This window comes from Streptomyces sp. NPDC059255 (assembly GCF_042752355.1).
Lineage (GTDB): Bacteria > Actinomycetota > Actinomycetes > Streptomycetales > Streptomycetaceae > Streptomyces.
The window spans coordinates 83738-100349 of the sequence record NZ_JBHYZP010000007.1 but is presented as its reverse complement, the minus strand read 5'-3'; the positions used below and the strand labels follow the sequence as shown (position 1 = coordinate 100349).

At 71.2% G+C, this 16612-nt stretch carries 12 protein-coding genes; 5 read left to right on the top strand and 7 right to left on the bottom strand.

Annotated elements, in window-relative coordinates; translation table 11 throughout:
- The first annotated feature begins 147 nt into the window (after positions 1-147).
- Entirely contained in the window at positions 148-1365 is a 1218-nt protein-coding gene (locus ACFXKG_RS12075) for a cytochrome P450 (RefSeq protein WP_384836138.1), read from the top strand.
- Positions 1366-1459: 94 nt separating this feature from the next.
- Here the strand turns inward: ACFXKG_RS12075 and ACFXKG_RS12070 are convergent, their stop codons facing one another.
- Positions 1460-2332 carry an alpha/beta fold hydrolase gene (locus ACFXKG_RS12070; RefSeq protein ID WP_384836135.1) on the bottom strand — a complete coding sequence of 291 codons (873 nt, stop codon included), beginning with the start codon at positions 2330-2332 and terminating at the stop codon, positions 1460-1462.
- Between the two features lie 157 nt (positions 2333-2489).
- A complete protein-coding gene (gene uvrA, locus ACFXKG_RS12065) occupies positions 2490-5492 on the bottom strand; it encodes an excinuclease ABC subunit UvrA (protein ID WP_384836132.1) in 3003 nt (1000 codons plus the stop codon).
- A 229-nt stretch (positions 5493-5721) separates the two neighbouring features.
- On the opposite strand from uvrA, the gene ACFXKG_RS12060 reads away from it, so the two are divergent.
- Positions 5722-6408, top strand: coding sequence for a maleylpyruvate isomerase family mycothiol-dependent enzyme (locus ACFXKG_RS12060; RefSeq protein ID WP_384836129.1), 687 nt, complete (start codon positions 5722-5724; stop codon positions 6406-6408).
- Between the two features lie 62 nt (positions 6409-6470).
- Positions 6471-7124 (top strand): MBL fold metallo-hydrolase, encoded by a 654-nt coding sequence (locus tag ACFXKG_RS12055; protein WP_384836126.1) that lies wholly within the window; start codon positions 6471-6473, stop codon positions 7122-7124.
- 196 nt (positions 7125-7320) lie between these two features.
- Here the strand turns inward: ACFXKG_RS12055 and ACFXKG_RS12050 are convergent, their stop codons facing one another.
- The 5 genes from ACFXKG_RS12050 to ACFXKG_RS12030 all read right to left on the bottom strand — a co-directional run bounded on the left by ACFXKG_RS12050 (position 7321) and on the right by ACFXKG_RS12030 (position 14642).
- Positions 7321-8325, bottom strand: a complete 1005-nt coding sequence (locus ACFXKG_RS12050; RefSeq protein WP_384836123.1) for a TerC/Alx family metal homeostasis membrane protein — start codon at positions 8323-8325, stop codon at positions 7321-7323.
- A 274-nt stretch (positions 8326-8599) separates the two neighbouring features.
- Positions 8600-10588, bottom strand: a complete 1989-nt coding sequence (locus tag ACFXKG_RS12045) for a TerD family protein (RefSeq protein ID WP_384836540.1) — start codon at positions 10586-10588, stop codon at positions 8600-8602.
- Positions 10589-10772: 184 nt separating this feature from the next.
- Complete coding sequence (locus ACFXKG_RS12040) at positions 10773-11339, bottom strand: TerD family protein (protein WP_365808823.1); 567 nt, start codon at positions 11337-11339, stop codon at positions 10773-10775.
- A 191-nt stretch (positions 11340-11530) separates the two neighbouring features.
- A complete protein-coding gene (uvrB, locus tag ACFXKG_RS12035) occupies positions 11531-13660 on the bottom strand; it encodes an excinuclease ABC subunit UvrB (protein WP_384836120.1) in 2130 nt (709 codons plus the stop codon).
- An 88-nt stretch (positions 13661-13748) separates the two neighbouring features.
- Positions 13749-14642 carry an MHYT domain-containing protein gene (locus ACFXKG_RS12030; RefSeq protein WP_384836117.1) on the bottom strand — a complete coding sequence of 298 codons (894 nt, stop codon included), beginning with the start codon at positions 14640-14642 and terminating at the stop codon, positions 13749-13751.
- A 300-nt stretch (positions 14643-14942) separates the two neighbouring features.
- Here ACFXKG_RS12030 and ACFXKG_RS12025 point away from each other — a divergent pair, with 300 nt between their 5' ends.
- Both ACFXKG_RS12025 and ACFXKG_RS12020 read left to right on the top strand, forming a co-directional pair.
- Positions 14943-15845, top strand: a complete 903-nt coding sequence (locus ACFXKG_RS12025) for a glycerophosphodiester phosphodiesterase (protein WP_384836114.1) — start codon at positions 14943-14945, stop codon at positions 15843-15845.
- Positions 15846-15942: 97 nt separating this feature from the next.
- The gene (locus tag ACFXKG_RS12020) at positions 15943-16509 is read left to right on the top strand and encodes a methylated-DNA--[protein]-cysteine S-methyltransferase (protein ID WP_384836111.1); all 567 of its coding nucleotides are present in this window, start codon (positions 15943-15945) and stop codon (positions 16507-16509) included.
- Positions 16510-16612 lie beyond the last annotated feature (103 nt).

The following is a 16612-nucleotide window of genomic DNA, read 5'->3' as shown; positions in this document are numbered from 1 at the left end:
GCCCCATCATGCCGGTTCCGGATGGCCGAAGAAGCACTTGCCCCATACACGCACCTGGAGTAGAAAATACTTTGGGTAACTAACATCCAAGCTCGCACCGCCCCTCACCGCCTCGCACCGCCCCCGCTCCGCCCCGGAGGACGTGTCATGACCGAAACGGCCATTCCCGCCTTTCCCCTCAGCCGCGCGGCCGGCTGCCCCTTCGACCCGCCGCCCCGGTACGCGGCGCTGCGCAAGGAAGCGCCCGTCTCCCCGATCCGGCTGTGGAACGGCGCCGTGGCCTGGCTCCTCACCCGTTACGAGGACCAGCGCGCCGTGCTCGCCGACCCGCGGTTCAGTGCGGACGTCACCCGTCCGGGGCACCCGGTCCAGAGCGCGGGCGTCCACGCCCGGCGCGACCCCGACCATCTGCCCTTCCTCGTCCAGGACGACCCCGAGCACCACCACACGCGGCGCATGTTCACCTCCCACTTCACGGTCAAACGCATCGCCGCCATGAAGCCCCGTATCCAGGAGGTCATCGACCAGCTGCTGGACGCCATGGAGGCGGCGGGCCCGCCGGCCGACCTGGTGAGCGCGTTCGCCCTGCCGATGCCCTCCCTGGTCATCGGCGAACTCCTCGGGGTCCCCCACCGGGATCACGCCCTCTTCCAGCGCGCCGCGCGCACCCTCGTCACGCTCGGCAGCACACCGGAGGAGGCGAAGGCGGCCGCCGGGGAACTCGCCGGATATCTCGATGATCTGATCACCGTCAAGGACCGGGATCCGGCCGACGATCTGCTCAGCACCCTGATCGTGGAGCGGGTACGCACCGGTGAGCTGGACCGGGCGCAGCTCGTCGAGAACGCGGTCCTGCTGCTGGCGGCCGGGCACGAGACCACCGCGAACATGACCGCCCTGGGCACGCTGGCCCTGCTCCACCACCCGGAACAGCTCGCCGCGGTCCGGGACGGCGAGGACCCGGCCCGGGTGGCCAACGCGGTGGAGGAGCTGCTGCGCTACCTCACCATCACCCACAGCGGGCGCCGCCGGGTGGCCACCGAGGACGTGGAGGTCGCGGGCACGCTCATCCGCGCGGGTGAGGGGGTCGTCCTGGCCAACGACGCGGGGAACCGCGACGAGACCGTCTTCCCCGATCCCGACCGGCTCGACATCGACCGCCCGGAGGCACGGCGCCACCTCGCGTTCGGCCACGGCACCCACCAGTGCCTGGGCCAGAACCTGGCCCGCGCCGAGCTGCAGCTCGCCTATCCGGCGCTGCTGCGGCGCTTCCCGGGTCTGCGCGCCGCCGTCCCCGACAGCGCGCTCCGCTTCAAGGAGGACATGCTCGTGTACGGCGTCCACGAACTGCCCGTGACCTGGTGAGGGAGCCTTCGTCCGGGCGCGGGCACCGGGGACGGGTAACGGGCACGGGATGACGGGCACCGGATGGCGGGTGACGGGGGACGGGGGACGGGGCTCAGCCGAGGAACGCGGCGACCGCGGCGCGGAAGCCCTCCGGGTCCTCCGTCCACGGCAGGTGGCCGGCACCGGCCAGGGTGGTCCTGGCCACCCGCGGCAGGGCCTGCTCCAGCGAGTCCACCGCCCAGCGGGGCCTGATGTCCCGCTCGCCGTCCACGATCAGTACGGGGACCTCCAGCGCCGCGCACCGTTCGCGCGGCGCGCCGGTGGCGAGGCTCTGCCGCATCTCCGCGACCAGGGCGGTGTTGCACGGGTAGTTGACGTCGAACCAGGGGGTCGCCATGGCCTCGGCGTACTCCCGTGCCCGGTCCGGTGCGGCCTCGAAGTCCACCGACCACTGGAGGACGGCCAGTTCACGGCCCTCCTCCGGGGTGCGGTCCTCGCCCCGGTCGCACAGCTCCTCCCAGCGCCGCCGGTGCGCGCCCAGCTTCCGGTGGAGGGCCTCCTGGTAGTGCGGGTGCCAGGTGGCGTCCTCGTCGATGCCTGTGCCCGAGACGTAGATCAGCGCGCTGACCCGGGCGGGGTGGGCCAGGGCGTAGCTCAGGGCGAGGTGCGCGCCCCAGGAGTGGCCGAGCAGCGCCGTGCGCTCCAGGCCGAAGTGGCGCCGTACGGTGTCGAGATCGGCCACCGAGCGGTCGGCGCGGTACGGCCCGGAGCGCTGGGAGCGTCCGCAGCCCCGCTGGTCCCACCGGACGACGGGCCGGCCCCATGTCCCCTCGCCGCCGGTGCCGGCCAGCAGCGCGGCCGGGGCCTCCAGGGTGTCCCAGAGGCCCGGGCCGCCGTGGCAGAGGATCACGGGCTCGCCCGGCCCGTCCGCCGCCCGCGTGGCCCAGAGCCGCACCCCGTCGTCCGTCCGCACCGTCTCGTCCATCCTGCGGATTGTGCCGGATCCGGACCGGACGGCACGGGCGTACGAGCGGACCGGGGCCCGGGGCCGAGGGCCGGGAGGGCGGGCTCCGGCCCACAGCCGCGCCCGCGCCCGCACCGGCGCGCGGGCGCGGGTGTGGGCGCGGCCGGGGCCGCCGGGGTCAGGAGCGGCGCGAACCGGTGGCGGACTTCTTGGCCGGAGCCTTCTTCGCGGTGACCGTCGTCCGCGCGGCGGCCGTCCTGGCCGCCGCCGTCGCCTTCTTGGCCGCCGTTTTTCTCGCCGGGGCCTTCTTCGCCGGGGTCGCCGCGTCGCTGATCCGCTCGGGGTCCAGGATCTCCCGCAGGAACTTGCCGGTGTGGCTGGCCGGAACCCCGGCCACCTGCTCCGGAGTGCCCTCCGCGATGACCAGCCCGCCCCCGTTGCCGCCCTCGGGCCCCATGTCGACCACCCAGTCCGCCGTCTTGATGACGTCCAGGTTGTGCTCGATGACGATCACCGAGTTGCCCTTCTCGACCAGTCCCGACAGCACCGCGATCAGCTTGCTGATGTCCTCGAAGTGCAGACCCGTCGTGGGCTCGTCCAGGACGTAGACCGTACGGCCCGTGGAACGCTTCTGCAGCTCGCTCGACAGCTTCACCCGCTGTGCCTCGCCGCCGGAGAGGGTCGGCGCGGACTGGCCGAGCCGGACATAGCCGAGGCCCACCTCGTTGAGGGTCCTGAGGTGGCGCGAGATCGTCGGCACGGCCTCGAAGAAGTCCAGCGCCTCCTCGATCGGCATGTTCAGCACTTCGGCGATGGACTTGCCCTTGTAGTGGACCTCCAGCGTCTCCCTGTTGTAGCGGTCGCCGTGGCAGACCTCGCAGGGGACGTAGACGTCCGGCAGGAAGTTCATCTCGATCTTGATCGTGCCGTCGCCCGAGCAGTTCTCGCAGCGGCCGCCCTTGACGTTGAAGGAGAAGCGACCCGGGAGGTAACCGCGGACCTTCGCCTCCATCGTCTCCGCGAAGAGCTTGCGGACATGGTCGAAGACACCGGTGTACGTGGCCGGGTTGGAGCGGGGCGTACGGCCGATGGGCGACTGGTCGACATGGACCACCTTGTCGACCAGATCGTCGCCGTCGACCCGCGTGTGGCGCCCCGGCACCGACTTCGCGCCGTTCAGCTCCCGGGCGAGATGTGTGTACAGGATGTCGTTGACCAGCGTCGACTTGCCGGAGCCCGAGACGCCCGTGACCGCCGTGAACACCCCCAGCGGGAAGGACACGTCGATGTCCCGGAGATTGTTCTCCCGGGCGCCGTGCACCGTGAGCCGCCGTCCCGGGTCGACGGGCCGGCGCACGTCGGGGGTGGGGATGGACCGCTTGCCCGAAAGATACTGGCCGGTCATCGACTCCTTGTTGGCCAGCATCCCCTTCAAGGGTCCCGAGTGGACGACCTTGCCGCCGTGCTCACCCGCGCCGGGGCCGATGTCGACCACCCAGTCGGCCACCTTGATCGTGTCCTCGTCGTGCTCCACGACGATCAGGGTGTTGCCCATGTCGCGCAGCCGGACGAGGGTCTCGATCAGCCGGTGGTTGTCCCGCTGGTGCAGTCCGATGGACGGCTCGTCCAGTACGTACAGCACCCCGACCAGACCGGAGCCGATCTGCGTGGCGAGCCGGATGCGCTGGGCCTCACCGCCGGAGAGGGTGCCCGCGGCGCGGTTCAGCGAGAGGTAGTCGAGGCCGACGTCGACCAGGAACCTCAGCCGTTCGTTGACCTCCTTGAGGACCCGCTCGGCGATCTTCTTGTCGCGCGCGTTGAGCGTGAGCCTGGCGAGGAAGTCGGCGCAGTCGCTGATCGAGAGCGCGGAGACCTCGGCGATGGACTTGTCCATGACCGTGACGGCCAGCACGATCGGCTTGAGCCGGGTCCCCTCGCAGGTCGGGCAGGGCACCTCGCGCATGTACCCCTCGAAGCGCTCCCTGCTGGTGTCGCTCTCGGCCTCGGTGTGGCGCCGCTTGACGAAGGAGACCGCCCCTTCGAAGGCGGGGGTGGTGTAGGCGCGCTCGCGCCCGTACCTGTTCCGGTAGCGGACCTCGACCTGCGTCTTGTGGCCGTGGAGCAGGGCCTTCTTGGCGCGCTGCGGCAGGCCGGCCCAGGGGATGTCCGTACGGAACCCGAGGGCCTGGGCGAGGCCGCCGATCATCCGTCCGAAGTACTCCTTGGTGTGGCCGTGGGACCAGGGGTGGATGGCGCCCTCGTCGAGGGACTTCTCCTCGTCGGGGACGATCAGCTCCGGGTCGACCTCCATGCGCGTACCGATGCCGGTGCAGTCGGGGCAGGCGCCGAAGGGCGAGTTGAAGGAGAAGGAGCGGGGCTCCAGCTCCTCGAAGGAGAGGTCGTCGTACGGGCAGTACAGGTGCTCGGAGTACATCCGCTCGCGCTCGGGGTCGTCCTCCGGCAGGTCCACGAAGTCGAGCACGACCATGCCGCCGGAGAGCCCGAGCGCGGTCTCGACCGAGTCGGTCAGCCGCCGCTTGGCGCTGTCCTTCACCGTGAGGCGGTCGACGACCACCTCGATGGTGTGCTTCTCCTGCTTCTTGAGCGTGGGCGGCTCGGTGAGCTGGATCGTCCGGCCGTCGACCCTGGCCCTGCTGTACCCCTTGGTCTGGAGGTCCGCGAAGAGGTCCACGAACTCGCCCTTGCGCTCGCGCACGAGCGGCGAGAGGACCTGGAAGCGGCTGCCCTCGGGCAGTTCGAGCACCCGGTCCACGATGGCCTGCGGCGACTGGCGGGAGATCGGCCGGGAGCACTCGGGGCAGTGCGGCTTGCCGATCCGGGCGAAGAGCAGCCGGAGGTAGTCGTAGACCTCGGTGATCGTGCCGACCGTCGAGCGCGGGTTGCGCGAGGTCGACTTCTGGTCGATGGAGACGGCCGGGGAGAGCCCCTCGATGAAGTCGACGTCCGGCTTGTCCATCTGACCGAGGAACTGCCGGGCGTACGAGGAGAGCGACTCGACGTACCGGCGCTGCCCCTCGGCGAAGATCGTGTCGAACGCGAGGGAGGACTTGCCCGATCCCGAGAGCCCGGTGAAGACGATGAGTGAGTCACGGGGCAGGTCGAGCGAGACGTTCTTGAGATTGTGCTCGCGCGCGCCACGGACGATGAGACGGTCGGCCACGCCGGTCCGCACCTTTCTGAAGAGAAGCAAGGGCAGAGCCCCCGTCCCAGAGTACGGGGGACCGCCAGAAGGATGAATTTGCGAGAGACGGAGCGCCCGGCGCGGGAGTGCCGGACGGGATTCTCCTCTTGGCCAGGTTGCCTCCGCCGAGCTTATAGCACGCGCATTCGATTTACGGCGACTCTCCACCTACTTCACCCGATCGGGTGGCGGCGCTATCGTCGGCGCCATGATCGACCACGCGCGCGACCTGGCAGCAGTACGCGAAGCGACCGAGCGACTCCTCAGCGCGGCCGCCGCACTGGACAACGCGGCCGTCGCCGCACCGTCACGGCTCCCGGGGTGGAGCCGCGGCCACGTCCTGGCACATATCGCCAGGAACGCGGACGCACTGGTCAATGTCCTCGAAGGCCGGCCGATGTACCGGGACGCGGCGACCCGTGACGCGGACATCGAGCGGGACGCCCCGAGGCCGCTCGCCGCGCACCTCGCCGACGTACGCGACTCCGGCGACCGTTTCCTGGAGGCCGCCGGGCGGCCCGCCGACTGGGGCCGCGTACTCACCCTGCGCAACGGCGTCACCGACGTGGCGGCCCGGGTGCCGTTCCGGCGGCTGGCCGAGGTCGAGCTGCACCATGTCGACCTGGGGATCGGCCGGGCGCTCGAAGATCTGTCCGAGGAGTTCACCGGACGGGAGATCGACTTCCTGGTGGAGCGGTTCGCCGGCCACGCCGAGGTCCCGCCGCTGGCCCTGACCACCCCCGACGGCGGCCACTGGCGGACCGGAGGCCCGGACGGCACCCCCCTCACCGTCACCGGCCCCGCGCCGGAGCTGATGGGCTGGCTCGCGGGCCGCCGCGAGGGCACGGCCCTGACCTCCCCGGCCGCCCCCCTGCCCGTACTGCCGCCGCTCTAAGCCCTGTCGTACCCCTCGCCTTCCCCGGCCCATGACGCGCCGACTCACCTAGGGTGATCCATATGACATACAGCGGAACCGTGACGGTCGGCGGACCGGCGGACGTCCATGAACTGCCCGCCCTGATGATCTCCAAGGTGGCCGTAGGGCCGATGGAGAACAACGCCTATCTGCTGCGCTGCCGGGCCACCGGCGAACAGCTCCTGATCGACGCGGCCAACGACGCCGCCACCCTGCTGACCCTGATCGGCGACGGGGGCATCGCCTCCGTCGTCACCACCCACCGGCACGGCGACCACTGGCAGGCCCTCGCCGAGGTGGTGGCGGCCACCGGGGCACGGACCTACGCGGGCCGGTACGACGCGGAGGGCATCCCCGTGCCGACCGATGTGCTCGTCGACGACGGGGACACGGTCCGGGTCGGTGAGGTCTCGCTCACCGCCGTCCATCTCGTCGGGCACACCCCGGGGTCGATCGCCCTCGTCTACGACGACCCGCACAACCACGCCCATGTCTTCACCGGCGACTGCCTCTTCCCGAGCGGCCCCGGCCGGACCACGGACCCGGCGGACTTCGCGTCGCTGCTGGACGGCCTCGAAGCGAAGATCTTCGGGAAACTGGCCGACGAGACCTGGATCTACCCCGGCCACGGCAACGACTCCACCCTCGGTGCGGAGCGCCCGCATCTCGCGGAGTGGCGGGCGCGCGGCTGGTGACCCCCGTCGCCGGGGCGCCGGCGAAGCGGCGAGGCGCGCCGTAACAGCACGAAGCGGGGGGGGGGGGGGGTGATGGCCCCCGCCCCCGGGGCCGGTGGGGGGGGGACCCCCGGGGGCGGGGGGGGGCCGGGAAGGGGGTGGCAGTACTGCCACCCGCCCCGCTTCCGTGGTGCCGGCGTCCCGCCGGCGCGCGGGCTCAGGCCTCGATGCTGTCCTTGGCCTTGCCGTCGCCGGCCGCCGCCTCGGCCGCCTCGCGCTCCGCCTGCTTCTTGGATGCGATGAGGCTGGTGATCGTGGTGACGATCAGGACACCGCAGATGACGCCCAGCGACACCGGGATGGAGATGACGGGGACATGCACCCCGGCCTCATGCAGCGCGTGCAGCACGAGCTTCACGCCGATGAAGCCGAGGATGACCGACAGGCCGTAGCTGAGGTGCACCAGCTTCTTCAGCAGTCCGCCGATGAGGAAGTAGAGCTGCCGCAGACCCATCAGGGCGAAGGCGTTGGCCGTGAAGACGATGTACGGGTCCTGGGTCAGGCCGAAGATCGCGGGGATGGAGTCCAGCGCGAACAGCACGTCGGTGGTGCCGATGGCGAGCATGACCACCATGAGCGGGGTCAGGATCCGCTTGCCGTTCTCACGGATGAAGAGCTTCGTGCCGTGGTACCGGTCGGCGACGCCGAAGCGCTTCTCGACCGACTTGAGGAGACGGTTCTCCTCCCACTCCTCCTCGTCGTCGTCCGCGCGGGCCTCCTGGACGAGCTTCCAGGCGGTGTAGATCAGGAACGCGCCGAAGATGAAGAAGACCCACGAGAAGCTGGAGATGATCGCGGCGCCCGCCGCGATGAAGATCGCGCGCAGCACCAGCGCTATCAGCACGCCGACGAGCAGCACGCGCTGCTGGAGGTGCGAGGGCACCGAGAACTTCGCCATGATCAGGATGAAGACGAAGAGATTGTCGACACTGAGCGACTTCTCGGTGACGAACCCGGCGAAGAACTCGCCGGAGGCCTGGGCCGAGCCGAAGAGCAGCAGGCCGAGGCCGAACAGCGCGGCAAGGGCGATCCAGACGGCCGTCCAGATACCGGCTTCCTTCGTCGACACGTCATGGGGCTTGCGCCCGATGAAGAAGTCGACGGCTATCAGGGCGCTCAGACCAAGAATGGTCAGCACCCACAGGGTCGTGGAGACTTCCACTGTTCCTCCGGCTTCGTACGGCTACTGATCAGCGTCGTCGCTGCCGGAGGTCTCTTCCACCCGGGCGGCACTGCCGCTCCACGGGCCGACGCCCCGGGACCGATGGCGATCCGTATTGACGGGCACGTCGCGATGTGGGAGTACTCCCCTCCGCTGCCTGGAACAGTACAGGAAAGACCAAGGGAAGGTAAAGAAAAAGGTAAAGGATCTTCAAGTGTGCTGCTCAGCACATTCCGCAGGTGTACGAGTCAGCGCCCCGCATCCGGGGTAGGGCTCAGCGCCCTCCCGTCCGCCGGGACTCCGCGACGCGGTCCAGCACCTGCCGGAGCACCTGGCTGCCGGGCGGGACCACCGGAGGCTCGTACGTCCAGGCGTGGCCGACCCACGGGTCGGCGAGATGGTCGTCGGGCACGGGGCTGATCCGGAGCAGCGAGCGCCAGAGCGGGTCGAGCACCGGTCCGTACGCGCTCGCGTCCTCGCGGTTCGCGACCATCAGCAGATGGACGCCGACCGCCGGGCCCTCGTCGGCGAGGTAGCGGAGCTGGGTCACCGCGCGGTCGTCGAAGCCGTGCGGGAAGTCGTTGACGATCAGGAGCTGCTCGGCGGTGTCCAGGTCAGGCGGCAGCGAATCGGCGGCGCCGCCCCGTAGCGCCATCTGGACAAGGTCCACCCGCTGGATGAGGCGCGCGAGCACGGCGGACACCCCGGCGGCGCCCGCGGCGGGCGGCCGGTCGAGCGCGCCGGACGTCGCCAGCGGCGCGAGCGGGACGGCGGCGGAACCGGCCGGGTCGATCACATGGACGGTGAACTCGCCCGGCGGGTAGACCGCGAGGAGCCGGGCGGCGAGGGTGACCGCGGTGTCCACGGCCGCCGCGCGGAGCTGGGCGTCGTCCGTCATCAGGGCCGCGTCGGAACCGGACCGGCCGCTGTCGATCCACAGCCCGCGCTCCAGCGGCAGCCGTACGAGCATCGGGATCCGCAGGTCCGGACGCTCGGGCAGATGGACGTCGCCGAGGCGCAGCGCCATCGGGATCTCCATCGGCACGCGGTAGGCGTGCCAGACGGGGCTGTCCCAGCGGGCGTACGCGGGCGGCAGCGCGGGCTCGACGACCTCGGACTCGGCGGCGAGCTGAGCGAGGTCGCGGTCGAGGACCTCGCGGGCCTGGGCGGCGAGCCGGTCGTGTCGGGCGCGGGCCTCCGCGCGGGCGGCGTCGCCCGCGCCGCCGATCCGCTGCCGGGGGTCGGAGAGGGCGCGGTCCAGCTCCTGGTCCAGCCGGGACTCGGCGAAGTCCATGGCGCTGCGGTAGGCGGCGACGGTACGGGCCAGGTCCTCGAACATGCCCCAGACCTGGTTGTAGAGGCGTTCGTCCATGGACCAGCCCGTGGCGTCCCCGGCGACGGGGCGGGGTGGCTCTCCGGGCGGGGTGGGCGACGCGGCCGGCGGCGGGGTGGGGGGCGCGGCGGTCCTGCGCCCCGGATGCGTGTAGTTGACCGCGCCACCGGCCCCGCCCGTGCCGGCGCTCGCGCCGGGTGCGGCGGATTCCCCGGGGGCGGCGGACGGCCGGCGGCCCTCGCTTCTGGCCCGTGCGCCGTCCTGCGCACCGGGCGCGGCGGTGGCACCCGTGGTGCCCGTCGTACGGGTCGTGCCCGTCGCGCCGGTGGTGCCCGTCGTGCCGGTCGTGCCGGTCAGCGGGGCTTGTACGGCGCCGGCGAGGTGCCGGGCGACGGCCTCCTGGACACCGGCGGCGAAGCCCGCGGCCTCCGGCAGGCCCTGGTCGGCGAAGAGCGCGGCGAGGCCGCCCGCGTACCCCTGGCCGACGGCACGGACCTTCCAGGCGCCCTGCCGGCGGTAGAGCTCCAGCGCGACCACCGCGGACTCGGTGTCCAGGCCGGTGAGGGTGAAGGTCGCTATCTCGGTGCCGTCGGTGGCGGTGACGGCGGCGAAGGGCGCGGCGGTGGTGCCGAACCGGTCGGGGCCGCCGGTCCCCTCGGGGAGCGCGAGCAGCACGTGGACGAGATGCACCTGCCCGGGCAGGGCCCCCAGATCGAGGTGGAAGCGCAGTCCGGCCGCGGCCTGGCGGGACACCTCGATCCCGGGCAGGCGGGGCGAGCCGGGGTGGACGATCCACTCCGGGCCGGCCACGGCGCCCTGGTCGTCGGCGAGCGTGGCACAGGCCATCACCGGAGCGCCGGCCGTCACCCGGATCTCCAGTCGGGTGTGGGGCAAGGGGTGGTTCTGCCCCCGGACCAGCTCCGCCGTCATCGCCTCTGTCCCCTCGTCGATCACGCGTCGTTCTTCAGATGTGGGTGTCGCGGGCACCGGGTGGGTGTCGCGGTGGCATCGCGGGTGTGGCGGGCATCGCGGGTGCGGCGGCGCGGCTCCCGGCGGTCCGGGCAGGGCCGGGCCGCCGGGCATCGCGCGTACGCTCGCGTACGCCCGCCGGTTCCTACAGGTGCGGCAGGATCGACGGCATCAGGTCCTGGAACGTGCGGCCGTTGGCCGGGTTGCCGAGGGCCGTCATCTGCCAGCCGCCGCCCACCCGGTGGACCTTCGCCATGATCTGGGCGGTGTACTGGCCGCCGCCGTCGAGCGTGTAGCGCGCCAGTTCCTGGCCGTTGGTCTCGTCGACGATGCGGCAGAAGGCGTTCTGCACCTCCTGGAACGTCTGCCCGGTGAAGGAGTTCACCGTGAAGACGATCTGGTCGATATGGACCGGAACCCGCGCCAGATCGACGAGGATCGCCTCGTCGTCGCCGCCCTGTCCCGCGCCGCCGACCAGATTGTCCCCGGTATGCCGGACCGAACCGTCGTCGCTGACGAGGTGACGGAAGAAGACCACGTCGACCGGCTGCTTGTCGGCGAAGAGGACCGCCGAGGCGTCCAGATCGATCTCCCGGGTGCGGGAGCCGAACAGGCCGCGGCGCGGCGCGGCCTGCCAGCCGAGGCCCATGCGCACCGCGGTCAGCGAGCCGCCGCCCTTCTTCTCCAGGCTGATGGCCTGGCCCTTGGTCAGGTTGACCCCGGGTCCCCCGGACGCGCCGCCCTTGGATACGTCCACCACGCGCTGTCCCCTCTCGAATGGTTTCCCCCGCAACCGTCCGTGTGCGGTTACGCGTACGCGGCACCCTACGCAGCCGCGCGGACGGCGCAGGAGGCTTGGACCGTTTTTGTGTCGGTCTTGCAACACACCAGGTGTCCGGTGTGTCAGGCGAGTCCCGCCTCTCTCATCTGCCGCAATTCCTTCTTCAGTTCGCCGACTTCGTCGCGGAGCCGGGCAGCGATCTCGAACTGCAGCTCGGCCGCGGCGGCCCGCATCCGCTCGGTCATGTCCTCGATGATCCCGGCGAGTTCGGCGGCGGGCCGGTCGGTGACCACCGCGCCCGTGCCGGCGGGCTTCCCCCTCTTCGCCGACTGCGCGCCGAGCGAGGGGACCGGTGCGGTCTTCGCCTTGCCGTCCTTGGTCTGCCGGTACCCCGTGCCGAGGAGGGCTTCGGTGTCGACCTCCTCGCGGGCGATGGTCGCGACAATGTCGTTGATCTTCTTGCGGAGCGGCTGCGGGTCGATCCCGCGCTCGGTGTTGTACGCGGTCTGCTTCTCCCGGCGGCGGTTGGTCTCGTCGATGGCCTTCTCCATCGCCGGGGTGATCTTGTCCGCGTACATATGGACCTGCCCCGACACGTTGCGCGCGGCGCGGCCGATGGTCTGGATCAGTGAGGTGCCGGAGCGCAGGAAGCCCTGCTTGTCGGCGTCGAGGATCGCCACCAGGGAGACCTCCGGCAGGTCGAGACCCTCACGGAGCAGGTTGATCCCGACGAGGACGTCGAACTCCCCGGCGCGCAGCTCGCGCAGCAGCTCGACCCGGCGCAGGGTGTCCACGTCGCTGTGCAGGTAGCGCACCTGGATACCCAGCTCCAGGAAGTAGTCGGTGAGGTCCTCCGCCATCTTCTTGGTGAGGGTGGTCACCAGGACGCGCTCGTCCTTCGCGGTGCGCTCGCGGATCTCGTGCACCAGGTCGTCGATCTGGCCCTCGGTGGGCTTGACGACGACCTCCGGGTCGACGAGTCCGGTGGGGCGGATGATCTGCTCCACGAACCCGTCGGAGCGGGAGAGCTCGTAGGTCCCGGGCGTGGCCGAGAGGTAGACGGTCTGGCCGATCCGCTCCTGGAACTCCTCCCACTTCAGCGGCCGGTTGTCGAGGGCGGACGGCAGCCGGAAGCCGTGGTCGACCAGGGTGCGCTTGCGGGACGCGTCGCCCTCGTACATCGCGCCGATCTGCGGCACGGTGACGTGCGACTCGTCGATGACCAGCAGGAAGTCCTCGGGGAAGTAGTCGAGGAGGGTGTTGGGCGCGGTGCCGGGGGCCCGGTCGTCGAAGTGCATCGAGTAGTTCTCGATGCCGGAGCAGGAGCCGATCTGGCGCATCATCTCGATGTCGTACGTCGTCCGCATCCGCAGGCGCTGGGACTCCAGGAGCTTGCCCTGCTTGTCCAGCTCGGCCAGGCGGGACTCCAGCTCCCGCTCGATGCCGTTGACCGCCTTCTCCATGCGCTCGGGTCCGGCCACGTAGTGGCTGGCCGGGAAGATGTACAGCTCCTGGTCGTCGCTGATGACCTCGCCGGTGAGCGGGTGCAGCGTGGAGAGCGCCTCGATCTCGTCGCCGAACATCTCGATGCGGACGGCCAGCTCCTCGTAGACCGGGAAGATCTCGATGGTGTCGCCGCGGACGCGGAAGGTGCCGCGGGTGAACGCCAGGTCGTTGCGCGTGTACTGGATGTCGACGAAGCGGCGCAGCAGCTGGTCCCGGTCCAGCTCGGCGCCGACCTTCAGCGGCACCATCCGGTCCACGTACTCCTGGGGGGTGCCGAGGCCGTAGATGCAGGAGACCGAGGCGACCACGATCACGTCGCGGCGGGTGAGGAGGGAGTTGGTCGCGGAGTGCCGCAGCCGCTCGACCTCCTCGTTGATCGAGGAGTCCTTCTCGATGTAGGTGTCCGACTGGGGGACGTACGCCTCGGGCTGGTAGTAGTCGTAGTACGAGACGAAGTACTCGACCGCGTTGTTGGGCAGCAGCTCACGGAATTCGTTGGCGAGCTGGGCGGCGAGGGTCTTGTTCGGCGCCATCACCAGGGTGGGGCGCTGAAGCTTCTCGATCATCCAGGCGGTGGTCGCCGACTTTCCCGTGCCGGTCGCGCCGAGCAGGACGACGTCCTCCTCCCCCGCGCGCACACGCCGCTCCAGGTCGGCGATGGCCGTGGGCTGGTCGCCGCTGGGCTGGTAGGAGCTGACGACCTCGAAAGGCGCCACCGTACGTTCGATCTTGGAAACGGGCCGCATGAATCCACCGTACGACCCCGCACTGACAGTGGGGTCCCCAGCGGCCCCCGGGCCCCGTGGCGGAGCCTTCCTCGCGCCGTGACCGGGGTCACCAGTCGTGGAGGTCCGGGGCGCCGTGGCGGGAGGCTTTGACCGCGGTCCTGTCGCCAGGGTCGCGGTAGGCGGGGCGCGGCCGGATGCGCTGCGCGGGCACCCCGGACCGCCCGCATCCGGCGGCCGCGGAGCCCCCGCGCCGCTCCCGGTCGCCGCCGCCCGTCACCAGCAGCGGGTCGACCGCGACCGCCACGCCCGCCAGCAGCAGGAAGACCGCGGGGCCGATCAGCATCGGGATGAGCAGTTCGGTGGCCCGCTCGCCGACCGCGGCGCCGCCGGCCTCCTCCAGGTGGACGTGGACGGCGGTCATCGCCGTGTAGTGCATGCCGGTCGACGCGACGCCCATGACCAGACTGGCGGCGAGACTGGCCAGGAACCCCCGGCGCGAGACCACGACCCACAGGGCGGACGTGGCGGCGGCGACCGCGATCAGCACGGAGGCGGCGACCCTGCCGATGTCGTAGTCGATGTTCCCCCCGTCCAGCCGCAGCCCCGCCATGCCGAGGTAGTGCATGGTGGCGATGCCGAGGCCGGTGATGATCCCGCCGGTGATCAGCGCCATGGGTGTCGACGCGCGATAGCCCACGATGAAGATCCCGACACCGACCATGAGGATGCCCACCACGAGGCTGGCGAAGGTCGTCAGCCTGTCGTAGCCCACCGGGGCCTCGGCGACGACGAACCCCGTCATCGCGATGAAGTGCATGGTCCACACGCCGGAGCCGATCGAGGCGGCGCCGAGGGCCAGCCCGCCCGGCTTCCAGGCACGCCGGGTCCGCAGGCATCTCATGGTGCAGCGCAGGCCCAGCGCCGAGCCGAGGACGGCCATGAGAAAGGCCGCCACGGGTGTGACGAGACCGTAGCTGAATCCGTCGATGGTGCCCTGCATATCGGTTTGCCCTTCGCCCCTTGTGCTCACTGTACGGACGCGCTGGTTACGGGAGAGTAGGACGGTCGGCTCCGGATTCAAACAGCTACTCGGTGATTTATCGACATGACTCGGTCCTGACCGACGGATCCACAACTCCCGGACAGCTCTCCCTCGGCGTGTCTTCACGATGCCACCCCACGCTGTGACTTCATGTTGTGGCCAGCCTTCGCCTGTCCTCCGTTGGCCGAAGGCTGACACCCTCGGGCAGATCGTCACCGCACGCCCCCTCACGACCACCTCACGACGCGAGGAGTCCACGTGTACGCACGCACCTCAGTCACCACGGCCGCGGCCCTGCTCGGGGTCTCGGCGCTGGTCCTCCCCGGCACCGCCACGGCCGCCACGGATGCCACCGCCCCCACCACCGCGGACCGGGCGGCACGCTGCGGCAGCCCGCTCGTGATCGCGCACCGCGGTGCCTCCGCCTACGCGCCGGAGAACACCCTCCCGGCCGTCGACGCGGCCGGGGACCTCGGCATCGACTGGGTGGAGAACGACGTCCAGCGGACCAAGGACGGCCGACTGGTCGTGATCCACGACGACAACCTCCGGCGCACCACGGACGTGGAGCAGCTCTTCCCGGACCGGGCGCCCTGGAAGGTCAAGGACTTCACCGCGGCGGAGATCGCCCGGCTGGACGCCGGAAGCTGGTTCGGCGAGAAGTGGGCGGGCACCCGCGTACCGACCCTGGAGCAGTATCTGCGCGCGGTCGAGGCCAACCAGCAGAAGCTGCTCCTGGAGATCAAGGCCCCCGAGCTGTATCCGGGCATCGAGAAGGACATCCTGCGGGTGCTGCGCCAGGAAGGGTGGCTGGACCGGGCGCACGTCAGGAACAGGCTGGTGGTCCAGAGCTTCGGCGCGGACAGCGTCCGGGCGGTGCACGAGAACCGGCCCGACATCACGACGGGCTTCCTCGGCACGCCGCCGGTGGCCGAGCTGCCGTCGTACGCGGCGTTCACGGACCAGATCAACCCGACGTACACCTCGCTGACCGAGGAGTACGTGGCGGCGGTGCACCGGCTGAAGGGCCCGCACGGCAAGCCGCTGACCGTGCACACCTGGACGGTGAACGACGCGGCGGGCGCGGTACGGGTCAGGGACCTCGGCGTGGACGGGATCATCACCAACAACCCCGACGTGGTGCGGGACGCGGTCGGCTGAACCGGACGAGAGCCGCCGGACCGGGGCCCGGGCGGGGTGTCCGGCCGGGTTGCCGCCGGTAGGCCCGTTGTCAGTGCCGGACCGTACGGTGGTTGCCATGAGCGAGTACGGGCGGTCGGCGTCGTCGGTGGCGTCGGCGGCGGCGGAATGGACCGTCATGGAGAGCGGCATCGGGCCGCTGCTGCTGGCCGCGACGGGCCAGGGGCTGGTGAGCGTCGTCTTCCACGCGGGGCCGGGCGTACGGGAGCGTGCGCTCGCCCGGCTCGGTGAGCGGCTGGGCACCGAGCCGGTCGAGTCCGCCTCGGGCCTGCTGGCCGGGGCGATACGCGAGATGTCGGCGTATTTCGCGGGCGACCTGCGGGAGTTCGGCCTGCCGCTGGACTGGACGCTCTCCTCGGGCTTCAACCGGCAGGTGCTGCGCGAACTGGCGGTGGGCGTCCCGTACGGCACGGTGGTCGGCTACGGCGATCTGGCCCGGCGGGTGGGTCAGCCGGCGGCGGCGCAGGCCGTCGGCGCGGCCATGGGTTCCAACCCGCTGCCGGTGGTCGTGCCCTGCCATCGCGTGGTGGAGAGCGACGGCGGGCTGGGCGGTTTCGGGGGCGGGCTGGAGACGAAGCGCCGGCTGCTGGCCCTGGAAGGGGTGCTGCCCGAGCCGCTGTTCTGAGGCGCCCCGCCGCCCGTGGACGGGTGGTGCGCGGTCCGGCCGCCGGGGGTGCCGGTGCGCGTCGGCACGTTTGGGCCGGCCCCACCCGTGCCAGGGATGGGGA

Bases quoted from the DNA above. Each gene is read 5' to 3' on its own strand.
- uvrB (WP_384836120.1), bottom strand. From the start codon at position 13,660: ATGCGGCCCGTTTCCAAGATCGAACGTACGGTGGCGCCTTTCGAGGTC.
- ACFXKG_RS12055 (WP_384836126.1), top strand. From the start codon at position 6,471: ATGACATACAGCGGAACCGTGACGGTCGGCGGACCGGCGGACGTCCAT.
- ACFXKG_RS12020 (WP_384836111.1), top strand. From the start codon at position 15,943: ATGAGCGAGTACGGGCGGTCGGCGTCGTCGGTGGCGTCGGCGGCGGCG.
- ACFXKG_RS12045 (WP_384836540.1), bottom strand. From the start codon at position 10,588: ATGACGGCGGAGCTGGTCCGGGGGCAGAACCACCCCTTGCCCCACACC.
- ACFXKG_RS12075 (WP_384836138.1), top strand. From the start codon at position 148: ATGACCGAAACGGCCATTCCCGCCTTTCCCCTCAGCCGCGCGGCCGGC.
- ACFXKG_RS12070 (WP_384836135.1), bottom strand. From the start codon at position 2,332: ATGGACGAGACGGTGCGGACGGACGACGGGGTGCGGCTCTGGGCCACG.
- ACFXKG_RS12060 (WP_384836129.1), top strand. From the start codon at position 5,722: ATGATCGACCACGCGCGCGACCTGGCAGCAGTACGCGAAGCGACCGAG.
- ACFXKG_RS12030 (WP_384836117.1), bottom strand. From the start codon at position 14,642: ATGCAGGGCACCATCGACGGATTCAGCTACGGTCTCGTCACACCCGTG.